The following is a 12,097-nucleotide window of genomic DNA, read 5'->3' on the forward strand; positions in this document are numbered from 1 at the left end:
ACACCTCCTCATAACGGTCTCGCCACTACAGGTACAAAGATTTAACTTTGTTTTATTTAAAACCCTATTGTGAGCGGTTTACTAAATCATATTATCATAAACTACATTTTTTGTAAAGAATATTCCTAACATTTTTCTACACCTTTAATAAGGTAATTTTTGAGATTCTCTTTTTGATTTAAAAATATTATTGGTTCTACTTTAAAACCATCTATTCCATCAACATAATTTAAATATATTTCTTTATCTAATCCATCTATATTTTTTAAGAATTTAACTATATCTCCTGATACTCTTTCTTTATATGTTGAATCTATCTCTATATAAAAACTATTTATAGTATTTTCTTCTAGAGACCTTAATATTTCATTTTTAATTAATTGCTCTACGTATGAAAGTCTTAAAACTTTCCCTTGACCATTACATTGACTACATTTTTCTTCTATGCTGTCATATATGCTTTTTCCTCTTCTCTTTCTTGAAATTTGGACTAAGTCAAGCTCTGTAAATGGGAAAATCTTTGAATTCCCACCATCTTTGCTTAAAGAATTTTTAAACTCTTTCATTACTTTATATCTATCATTTTTATCTCTTAAGTCTATAAAGTCTATTACTATTATTCCACTTAAGTTTCTAAGCATTATTTGTTTTCCAATTTCTCTTGCAGCTTCTATATTAGTTGTTAATACTGTTTTTTGAAGATTCTTTTCTTTTATATTCTTACCACTATTAACATCTATTACATACATAGCTTCAGTTTTTTCTATAACTATATTTCCACCACATTGAAGAGTTATTTTATTGTGTCTTAATTTCAAGATTTCTTTTTCAATATCTAAATAATCAAAAAGTGTTCTGAGCCCATCATATTTAACTATTTCTATATTTTCCTCTTTATCTAAGAATCCTTTTATAAACTCCTCATCATTTGAATTATTTACATATATTCTTAAATTATCTTTTGCAATATTATCTATAAGAACTTTGCTAAGAGCTGCTTTTTTTCCAAATACTCTTTCACAAACATTACTATAATTAAGTTTTCTTAAAAGCTCATTATAAATATCTTTTATTCTATTTACTTCGTTTTTAAGTAGTTCTATAGGTACATTAGCTCCTTCAGTTCTTATAGTTATTGAAACATCTTCTATCTCTTCTAATTCTGCTAATATAAGTTTTTTCTTAACATCATCATTTATTCTTTTTGAAAAATTTATTCCTGTCTTTCCTTTAGATAAAACAATATATTTCCCTGGAATACTAACTTTATGAGTAACTTTTGCACCTTTTTCTCCTAAAGGCTCTTTTAAAACTTCTACTAAAAGCTCATCACCTTTTTTTATGTTTATACTCTTTAGCTCTTCACTATAATACATGTAGCCTTCTTTTTCTAATCCCATATCTAAAAATATAGAATTAATTCCTGGAACTATATTTTTAACTCTAGCTTTATAAATTTCTCCAACTGTAGGATCAGTTGTTTTTTCTTCTATAAAGCATTCTTCTATAATTCCATTTTCTCTTACAGCTACTCTTAAAAGATTTTCACTTCTTTCAATACAAATATCTCTCATTATTCCACATCCTATATACATTCACATAAAGGTACTAAATTACCTTCTTTTAAGAAATACATTTCTTCTCTTTTTATATCAACAAATTCGTCTTCTAAAACATTTGTTGTATTTTTCTTTATTAAATCCACAAAAAGATCAGCTGATAAATGTTCTCTACTTCCTGCACTTATAAGAATATTAAATATAGCAGAATCATCTTTAGTCCAATATTTAATTTCTTTAACCATTGGTCTTATATTTACTTCTTTTTCTGCTCTTTTTGATCTCTTAACCATAATCCACTCTTCTTTATTCATAAGAGTTTCCATTTCTTTTTCAAAATTATCTAAACTTGAATATTTAATCTTTATTATATATCTAGCTCCATCTATTAATGCCATAGCTTGTGGAAATTTCTTTTCATTATGATTTGGCTCTGGAATTAATACTGCATTTAAAAATCTTACTCCACGAGCTGAATTTTCATTTAATTTTTGTAGCATTTCTGAAATTTCTACTTCTTCATCAAATTCTGCATCCATATATTCACCATCTGAATAAACTCCAACTGATAAAGGTTGTGCAATTGCTGTTGCCATATGAGGATTAAATCCCTTTGAATAGTGAATAGGTAATCCTGATCTTCTAATTGATCTTTGGATAGTTCTTAAAAGATCTAAGTGAGATATAAATTTTATATCAGCTTCTTTTGTATATTTAATTAGATAACGCACCTTCAAAACACTCCCCTTCTTTAAAGTTTACGTTAACTCCACATCCTGTACATCCTTTTCTACAGTTTTGTGTAAGTTCTGCTCTCTTAGCTTTTTCATTTTCATTTTCTAAATATTTTCTTGTAACACCTATATTTATGAAATCCCAAGGTAATATTTCATCATAAGTTCTTTCTCTAAATGCATAGAAATCTCCATCTACTCCGCATTCTTCTAAAGCTTCCATCCAAGTGTCAAATTTGAAATATTCATTCCATCCATCAAATTTACATCCTTTTTCAAATGCTTTTATAAGAACATCACAAAGCTTTCTATCTCCTCTTGCAAATACAGCTTCTAAATAAGAAGTTGTTTGTTCATGATAGTTATATACTACTGCTGGTGATTTTAATGAATATTTAACAGCTTTAATTTTTTCAATAACTTCTTCTTTTCTCTCCATTGGTGCCCATTGGAATGGAGTAAAAGGTTTTGGAACAAGTATTGACGTACTTACTGTAACTCTTAATCCTTTATTTCTAACATTTTTAGGAACTTCAAAATATTTATCAACAATTTTTCCAGCTAAATCTCCAATTGCTGCACAATCTTCTCTAGTTTCATAAGGTAATCCTATGATAAAGTAAAGCTTAAGTCTGCTCCATCCTGCTTCAAAAGCACTTTTAGAAGCTTCTAAAATCTTTTCTTCTGTTAACCCTTTATTAATTATGTCTCTCATTCTTTGAGAACCTGCTTCTGGAGCAAAAGTTAGTCCTGATTTTCTTACCTTTTGAATTTCTTTTATTAAATCAACTGAAAAAGCATCTACTCTAATTGAAGGAAGTGCAACTCCAACTTTGTTACATTCATGTTCTTCAATTAAATCATTTATAAGATTTTGAATATCTGAATAATCACAAGTACTTAATGATGCAAGTGAAATTTCTTGATATCCAGTAGCTTTAACCATTTCTCTAGCCTGTTTAACAAGTGTATCTCTTGTTTTTTCTCTAACTGGTCTATAAATCATTCCAGCTTGACAAAATCTACATCCATTTGTACATCCTCTGAAAGTTTCAAGAACTATTCTATCGTGAACAATCTCACTATAAGGAACTACCATATCTACTGGGAATTCTACTTTATCAAAATTGTTTATAATTCTTTTCTTAACTTCTTTTGGTACATCATCATATTTAGGCTTAAACTCTTTTATTGTTCCATCTTCATTGTAAGAAACATCATATAATGAAGGAACATATATTCCTTGAATTTTTGATATTTCTCTTAAGAAACCTTTTTTATCATTTTTACCTTTATATTTTTTGTAGACTTCTAGTACATCATCCATCATCTCTTCACCTTCTCCTAATTGGAAAAAGTCTATAATATCATAAAGAGGTTCTGGATTATATGCACAAGGTCCTCCTGCCATAACTATAGGTTCATCTTCTCTTCTTTCTGAAGCTCTAATAGTTATACCTGACATATCTAGCATATTTAAAATGTTTGTATAACTCATCTCATATTGAAGAGTAAATCCTAACATATCAAATTCTTTTAAAGGTGTTTTTGTTTCTAGTGAATAAAGTGAAATATTATTTTTTCTTAATTGTTCTTCCATATCTGGCCATGGAGCAAATACTCTTTCACAATATGTTTCTTTTCTAGTATTTATAGTATGATAAAGTATTCTTGTTCCTAAGTGAGACATTCCTACTTCATAAACATCTGGGAAACAAAAAGCAAATCTTAAATCTATATCTTTTAAATCTTTAACTATTTCATTTAGTTCTCCACCTACATATCTTGATGGCTTTTCAACCTTACATAAGATACTATCAGAAATTCTATTCATCAAACATATCCTCCTAAATTTCATAAGTGTTTATCCTATACATATTTATTTATTCTAGCACAAAAATATTTTTTCTTCTATAAATTCTCCTTAAATAAGACTATATTATAAAAAATTAAATTGTGATAAATTTAGAAGTTTTATCAAATCCTAACTAAATTAAAAATAATAATAAAAAAATTAAGCCCTCAAAAAAATTCTAATTATAAATATTTATATAAAAAGAAAATTTTTTAAAGCTTAATTTTTTAATCTTTTTTTTCTATATTATCTATACATTTTATATCTAAATATTCTTTTAATGATATATTTCCATAAAGCTTTAATCCTTCTATAATTTCATTTTCATATAGTATTTCTATAACTTTAAGTTCATCATCTAAGATATAAAATATATTATATTTATTTTTATCTATTATTCTGAGCATATTTAATAAAGTATTATTGTAAGATACTGATATACTTCTATTTTCTATATACTCATAGTTCTCTATTAATCTAATTTTTTTAAATATATTGCTCATCATTATATAAATTGTAGATTTTTTTTCAACATATGCTGAATATATAATAAGTCCACTAATTAAGATTAAACTTACATTAATCTTATGTATTGTAATCCCGTACGCAAAAACAAGTATCAATATTCCTGAGAGAGTATAACTTATTATACACATTATTTTTTTAGCAATTCTATAAGTAAAACTTTTCGATAGCATTATTTCAAGTATTCTTGCCCCATCTAATGGATAAGCAGGTATCATATTAAAAATAAATAACCCTAAATTTATTCTTCCTATTAATAACAATAAATCACTTTCTATTATTTCGCTAAAACAATAACAAATTAAAAATATACAAAGATTAATTATAGGCCCTATCAAATAAAGGTTTAATCTCTGAAAATCCTTTAAATCTCCTACATCATCTAATTCTACATTTGCGCCAGTTATGGAAATATTAAATTTATACAGCTTACATCCATAAAAATATCCTACTATTACATGTCCTATTTCATGTAATAGTATAGAAACTACACTTATAATAAAGCTTTTTCCTAGGCTCATTATAATAATTAATAATATAGTTTCAAGTAATAAGAATTTATTGGATTTCTTCATTTACACCTCGACTTAATTCTTGTTATTGCTTTAATGTATTTATTTTTCTATTTATTTTATCTAATATTTCTTCTAAATTAAAGTCTATTGAATTATTTTTAAAATAATAATCCTCACTTAAAACAGCTTTTACAGAATAAAATACATTATTAAGTTCTTTTCTTTCTGAAAATTTAAGTGAATATACAATTCCGCCTAGAAAAATTATACTTATAGTTTGTATAGCAAATATTTGTATTATTCCATGTGTCCATTTTTTTCTTTTTGATCTAGTATAATTTCTACTATACCTATTAGAGTAAGAAGTAGAATAACCATAATTTCTACCACCATTTAAGTTACTACCTTTTATACCTCTATAGTATTCTGCATATTCTTTTCCATAATAACTCACCTATCTCACCTCCTATTCTTTATTTATTATATTTATGCTTATATACATTTATGAAAACTAAAATACTTCAAATTTTTATAAAAAAAGAGATGTAAATTAATATTTACATCTCTTTTATATTAAAACCTTATTTTCTTTCTTCTCATTCCAATATTTAAAACTAATCCTATAGTCATTACTATAGATAGCATTGAACTTCCTCCATAACTTATTAAAGGAAGTGTTATACCAGTAATTGGCATAAGCCCTATTGTCATACCTATATTCTGGAATATAGCAAACAAGAAATAAGCAACTATCCCTATACATATTACGGATCCAAAGGTATCCTTCGCGGTCCTCGCTATATTTATCATCCGAGTTATTGCTATTCCATAAACTATCAATAATAATACTACTCCTATAAATCCCCATTGTTCTGCTATTGCAGCAAATATAAAGTCTGTTTGTACTTCAGGAACATGTTGTGCTGCATAACCACTTGTTCCATCATTATATAAAGAAGGTCTATCTCCAACAACTCCTCCTGATCCAATACTAATTAAAGATTGACTCAAGTGATATCCTGTTGTAGTTGCATTAGCTTCTGGATGTAAGAATGATGTTATTCTGGCTTTTTGATAATCTTGAATAAGCCCAACATTCCAAACTATTGCTACAACAACTATAAGAGCAGCAAATCCTCCAATAAAAATACGTCTATCAAGACCAGCAACAAAGAATATTCCTAAAACTATAAAGAAACATACCATTGTCATACCCATATCTGGTTGTATAATAATGAATATCATAGGAATACCAGCATATATACTAAGCTTAACTAAGTTTTTAAAGTTATTTATATCATTATCCATTTCTTCTAGCATTTTGCCAAGCATCATTATCATTGCAACCTTCGCTATTTCCGATGGCTGTAATGATATTGGTCCAAATTTTAACCATCCTCTGGCACCATTTACTACAGTCCCTGCAAACCTAGTTATTAGTAATAGAACTATAGATGCCCAATAAAAAACTGGAACATAATTGTAAAATACTCTATAGTCTATAGAAATAAAAATATATAAAGCTACTAAAGAAATAATCATCCATATAAATTGTTTTTTTGCATATAGAAAACCATAATCACCTTTAGTACATAAATATATATTAAGTATTCCAAATAAAATTAAAACTATTGTTGAAATTAAAAGTAATTTATCAATATCTCTTATTTTTTTGAAATCTAATCTGTGTTTACTGCCTCCACCATTGTCAAACAATAAATCTTTCCTAAGCAAATCCCCACCTCCTGAAAAGTTCATTACTCATTTTGTAACACTGTCTATTATATATCATTATTTGTCTATTCTCTATAAAAAACACTATGACATTAAAAAAAATAATAAAATTTTAATAAACACTTAAATAAAAATAAGGTTGTGAATAAAAGTTTTTCTTATCATAGCAAACTTTTACACAACCTCATACATCTTATTGACCTCTTATATTTCTTATTGGAATATTTGCAATTAATGAAGATGGAGCATCTCCTTCTTCAATTTCACTCTTACTAACTGAAATTTCTACATCATCTACTTGTATTTCTATATATTTAGTAATTACTTGGAGTATCTCTGTTCTAATCTTTTCTAAAGTTTCTTCTGGTAAATCTCCTCTGTCGTGAATAAGTATAAGCTTCAACCTATCTTTTGCAATTTCTTTCGGCTTTTGCTTGCCAAAGTTACTAAAAAATCCCATTTCCCAAGGCCCCCTATTTACGTTTAAAAAGTTTCATTATAGTACCAAAGAATCCTGTGCTTTCCTCTGTAAACTCCATTATTGGAATATTTTCACCTGTAATTCTTTTAGCTATGTTTTTAAATGCCATACCTGTTTTAGATTGCTCGTCCAAAACTATTGGTTCTCCTTTATTAGTAGAAACTGATACTCTCTTATCATCTGGCACAACTCCTAAAAGCTCTACTGATAATACTTCTATTATATCATTTACTCCTAACATATCTCCTCTCTGAGCCATTTCATAATTTAATCTATTTACTATTACTGAATGGTCACAGATTCCTTTTGCATCTAATTTTCCAATTACTCTATCAGCATCTCTTATAGATGTTATTTCAGGATTTACAACTACAATTGCTCTATCTGCTCCAATAGCTGCATTTTCAAATCCTCTTTCTATTCCAGCTGGTGAGTCAATTAAAACATAATCGAACTCTTCTTTAAGTTCTTTTATTATCTTAAGCATATCATTAGTTTTTATATCATCTTTATCTTTAGATTGAGCTGTTGGTAAAAGATGTAGGTTAGGAAATCTCTTATCCTTTATTAAAGCTTGTTTTAATCTACATCTGTTTTCTATTACATCAATTATTGTATATACTATTCTATTTTCTAGTCCCATTAATACATCTAGGTTTCTTAATCCGGTGTCTCCATCAACAACTACAACTTTCTTTCCAATTGAAGCTAAAGCTGTTCCTAAGTTAGCAGTTGTTGTAGTTTTTCCGACTCCACCTTTACCTGATGTAATTACTATAGATACTCCCATGTTATTAAATCCCTCCACTAATAAATATATTTATTTGCTAAATATGGCTCTACTGTTATCATGCCATCTTTTATCTTTGCTACTTCTGGATATGTAGGTTTTTCAGAGTCTGGGGACATAGCTATTCTATTAGCTATTTTTAATATTTCTGGTTGTAATGAAAATGCTGCTATTATTGCTTTATCATTTCCATTAGAACCTGCAAAAACTGTTCCTTTAATGCTTCCAAGCACTATGATATTTCCAGTAGCTTTTACTTCAGAACCACTATTTATATCACCTATAATGACAATATTACCATTATAACTTATACATTGTCCGCCTCTTACTGTTTTTCTTAAAAATTTAGTTTTCCCTTCATATATTCCAGAGAATATTTTGTTATTTTCTATTTCATTATTCTTTTCTTCTTTTGCATTTAAAATAATTTCGCTTATTCCAATTTTTTCTTTAAGATTCTCTTGTAGATGAATCAAATCCTTCTCAGTAATCATATTAAGATCAATTGTTATAGCTAATGAAATGCCCTTATAAAACTTTTTCCCTTTAGAAAGTCTTCCTATAAGATCATTAAACATTTCACTATAATCTGGATATCCATTCATATCAATTTCTGCAACAAGTCCTCTTCCATTTCCTTTTATTATAATTCCATCTTGCACAACGATACCTCCAAAGAAAGCTATACAATACACTTTAATATGTATTCTACAAAATTTTGTAAAAACCTTTATTTTAAATGTTTTTATTCTTATTTATTATATCACCAATAGATATTTTTTAATAGTTAGCTTTAGTTTTTTCTATTTATTTTCAAAAAAATTGAGGAATCAATACTAAGATTCCTCAAAATTCCAAATTTAGTGCTTATTTTCTTCTTTTTTTGCGGAAATATCATTTTCTTTAGAAGTATTATCATCACCATCTTTATTATCTTTTGGTGCATTTAATACATACTTCTTAAAGCTTTCAGAGCTTTGAGCATATCCCGGAAATTCTTTCATAATTTTTTCCTTAAAATAAGCCTCATAAGCTGCTTTTGCAACTGGAGCTGTGTATGAACCATGTCCTCCATCATAAATTGCTCCTACAAAAGCAATTTCTGGTTTATCAACTGGTGCAAAGCTCACATACGTTGCATAAGGTGATCTTCCAAATTCTCTTTGATTATTATTATAGTCTGCTGTACCTGTTTTACCTGCTGATGGTATTGGGAAACTATTAAATGTCCCTGCTGCTGTACCTTGGTCAGCATCATTAGCTCTTCTCATCCCTTCCTTAACAGCTGTAAGTGTACTTTCTTTTAATTTAATTTGACTTAATATTTTAGGTTCAACCTGTTCTATAACTTTTCCATCTGTAGTAGTAACTTTATCTACAAGATTTAATGAATATCTAGTTCCACCATTTGCAAGTGTAGTTATATATGACATTAATTGAAGTGGACTATATTGATTTATACCTTGCCCAATTGAAGAGAATATTAGTTGCGCAGGTGACATTATTCCACCTGGTTTATCACTAACAGTAAACTGTGTTATAACTTTTGCAACTTTTTTAGACTGCTCTTCTATTGTTGTATTTCCACTATAACTATTTAAATTTGCTTTATATTTTGGCGAAATTTCCATTATCTTTTTAATATCAGGAAGAATATAATTTAAGAATTTATCATATCCCATTCCTTCTTCTCCAGTTCCTACTATTTCTAATCTTTCTGTTATTTTTTGTTTTAGTTGCTCTTTAGCCTTTTCTAACTCTGGACTATCTGAAAGATTAGCAGCAAAATCAAATGGTACATATCTATCTCCATTGTTATAAGTTCCATTTGAAAGATAATCATTTAACTCAAATTTTGCGAAGTTTATTATACTTTCTTTATTTGTTTTGAAATTATATGTTTGCCCTATTGTACTTTCTTCTATTTCAATTCCAGTTGAAGGATTTCCATTACTATTTGGATCTGTTCCTAACCCAAATTTCCAAGCCCATTCTGCAATACTATCTAATGCTAATTTCTTTGCTTCTTCAAAAGGTAAATTTTTATTTTCATTCATTGTCTTAGCATATAGTCTATAAGCTGTTTCATAGAAATAAACATTACATGAAACTTCTAGAGCCTTTTGTACATTTGTAGCTCCATGACTTCCTCCATTTGCATGTATCCAACATGCTGGTGCAAATCCACTTCCGAAAACCTCTGGTCTATTATTAAATTTACCATTTGCCATTATATATTCACTAGGACTTATAACTCCTTCTTCAAGACCTGCTACTGCTGTAAGAGGCTTAAATATTGATCCAGGTGGAAGTGTTCCAAGTGTAGCATAGTTATAAAATGGCTTCGGATATAAATCATATTTATCTTCTCTATTACCATTTTTATCTTTTGGGAATAACTCATCTACAGTTTTTGTAACACCAGGTAATTTAACTATTTGCTTTCCATACTCTTCAAGGTCTGGAGCAAAATATTCTTGAACCTGTTTTGAACTTAATTGTCCTGGTATTGCAAATATATTAGGATCAAAATCAGGATAACTTGCCATTGCTAAAATTTTTCCTGTATTAACTTCTGCTACTAATGCAAATCCTCTAGTTGCATTTTTAAAAGTATTTCCTTGCGAATCTACTGTACTACTTTGTACTTTTTTAATACTATCTTCTAATGCTTGTTGTGTTGCATACTGAATATCTTTATTTATATTTAAGTGAACATTATTTCCCGGGTAAGATTCTAATTTGAATAATTCTTCTGTTTCTCGTCCTTCTGAATTTACTGTTACTGTCTTACCACCTTTTGTTCCTTTTAAAGTATCTTCATAAGATGCTTCGATTCCTGATTTTCCAATTAAATCTGTTGATGCATCATATCCTCTCAATTCATAACTTGATTTTAATGAACTATCAATTTGAGATACATATCCTAAAACTGCTGAACCTAAATTATTATATGGATAATATCTAACTGGCTGCATGTCCACATCAATTCCAGGAAGCTCATTTAACTTTTGATAAATTGTAAAAGCAGTTTCTTTTTTTATATTATTTGCTATAACAACTGAACGATAATTTTTAAAACTTTGAATTCTTATTGCATCTTTTACTATCAAATATTTTTTTAATTCTTGAATTGGATATTGAACCTTTATAATATCTAAAAGTTCAGCCCCAGACATTTTATTATAATTTTTTCGTCTAGTTTCATAATCTGAAACTTCTTTTTTATATTCTGCCTTTTCCTCTTTAGAAAGATTTCCTTCTTTTTTAATTGGCTTTGGATCTACTATATCAATTAAATTATATGATTTAACTAAATATTCTAAAGCTTCTTGTGGAGTAACTTTTTTTAATTCTTCATCAATTTTCTTTAATTGATCCTCTTCTAAATCTCCTTCTTCATCTGGAAAATCTCTTTTTCTAAAATAATCATTCATTCCTCTATCTTTCAAAAATCTTATCTTTTCAAATTCTTGATTTTCTACAGAAGAATTTTTAAATTCAAAATATACTTCTCCTTTATCATTTATTTTAAGAAGCATATCATTTAAAAGAATTTCATCATTCTCTTCTAATATTTTAAAAACTAAATTCATTGTGTCGTAAAAATTAAATTTACCTTCTGTTGGTGTTGTATATTTTAGTATATATGTCTGTTTATTTGTTGCTAATATATTTCCTTCATTATCTAATATTTCTCCTCTTGGAGTTTTCTCATCCATAAATCTAATAGCATTTGCTTTAGCTTTATCCGAGTAATAATTATGTTTATATACTTGCAAATAAACAAGTCTAGCTGCAATAACTGTAAAAACTCCACCCATTATTAATTTCATCATTGTATAACGGGACATTAACTTTCTTTGCTTTTTTGGTTTATTTACTATCATTTTGATCCCCATTC

The 12,097-nt window shown here is 27.8% G+C and carries 10 protein-coding genes; all 10 read right to left on the bottom strand.

Going from position 1 to position 12,097, the window contains the following annotated elements; genetic code table 11:
• Nucleotides 1-125: 125 nt before the first annotated feature.
• Nucleotides 126-1,574, bottom strand: a complete 1,449-nt coding sequence (locus HMPREF1092_RS09675) for a ribonuclease E/G (protein ID WP_040414141.1) — start codon at nucleotides 1,572-1,574, stop codon at nucleotides 126-128.
• Between the two features lie 11 nt (nucleotides 1,575-1,585).
• Nucleotides 1,586-2,290 carry a TIGR03936 family radical SAM-associated protein gene (locus HMPREF1092_RS09680; RefSeq protein ID WP_002598488.1) on the bottom strand — a complete coding sequence of 235 codons (705 nt, stop codon included), beginning with the start codon at nucleotides 2,288-2,290 and terminating at the stop codon, nucleotides 1,586-1,588.
• A complete protein-coding gene (locus HMPREF1092_RS09685; protein ID WP_002598489.1) occupies nucleotides 2,274-4,127 on the bottom strand; it encodes a TIGR03960 family B12-binding radical SAM protein in 1,854 nt (617 codons plus the stop codon). Before HMPREF1092_RS09685 ends, HMPREF1092_RS09680 begins: the two co-directional genes overlap by 17 nt.
• Before the next feature lie 248 nt (nucleotides 4,128-4,375).
• Nucleotides 4,376-5,248 carry a site-2 protease family protein gene (locus tag HMPREF1092_RS09690; protein WP_002598490.1) on the bottom strand — a complete coding sequence of 291 codons (873 nt, stop codon included), beginning with the start codon at nucleotides 5,246-5,248 and terminating at the stop codon, nucleotides 4,376-4,378.
• Nucleotides 5,249-5,270: 22 nt separating this feature from the next.
• Nucleotides 5,271-5,642 (bottom strand): hypothetical protein, encoded by a 372-nt coding sequence (locus HMPREF1092_RS09695; RefSeq protein ID WP_002598491.1) that lies wholly within the window; start codon nucleotides 5,640-5,642, stop codon nucleotides 5,271-5,273.
• Between the two features lie 119 nt (nucleotides 5,643-5,761).
• The gene (gene rodA / locus HMPREF1092_RS09700; RefSeq protein ID WP_002598492.1) at nucleotides 5,762-6,922 is read right to left on the bottom strand and encodes a rod shape-determining protein RodA; all 1,161 of its coding nucleotides are present in this window, start codon (nucleotides 6,920-6,922) and stop codon (nucleotides 5,762-5,764) included.
• Nucleotides 6,923-7,115: 193 nt separating this feature from the next.
• Nucleotides 7,116-7,382 carry a cell division topological specificity factor MinE gene (gene minE, locus HMPREF1092_RS09705; protein WP_002598493.1) on the bottom strand — a complete coding sequence of 89 codons (267 nt, stop codon included), beginning with the start codon at nucleotides 7,380-7,382 and terminating at the stop codon, nucleotides 7,116-7,118.
• 13 nt (nucleotides 7,383-7,395) lie between these two features.
• Complete coding sequence (gene minD / locus HMPREF1092_RS09710) at nucleotides 7,396-8,193, bottom strand: septum site-determining protein MinD (protein ID WP_002598494.1); 798 nt, start codon at nucleotides 8,191-8,193, stop codon at nucleotides 7,396-7,398.
• 17 nt (nucleotides 8,194-8,210) lie between these two features.
• Nucleotides 8,211-8,855: a septum site-determining protein MinC gene (gene minC / locus HMPREF1092_RS09715; RefSeq protein ID WP_002598495.1), complete on the bottom strand. Its 645-nt coding sequence runs from the start codon at nucleotides 8,853-8,855 to the stop codon at nucleotides 8,211-8,213.
• Between the two features lie 198 nt (nucleotides 8,856-9,053).
• A complete protein-coding gene (locus tag HMPREF1092_RS09720; RefSeq protein WP_002598496.1) occupies nucleotides 9,054-12,083 on the bottom strand; it encodes a penicillin-binding transpeptidase domain-containing protein in 3,030 nt (1,009 codons plus the stop codon).
• Nucleotides 12,084-12,097: the final 14 nt, after the last annotated feature.

The sequence above is a fragment of the Clostridium thermobutyricum genome (genome assembly GCF_000371465.1).
Lineage (GTDB): Bacteria > Bacillota > Clostridia > Clostridiales > Clostridiaceae > Clostridium > Clostridium thermobutyricum.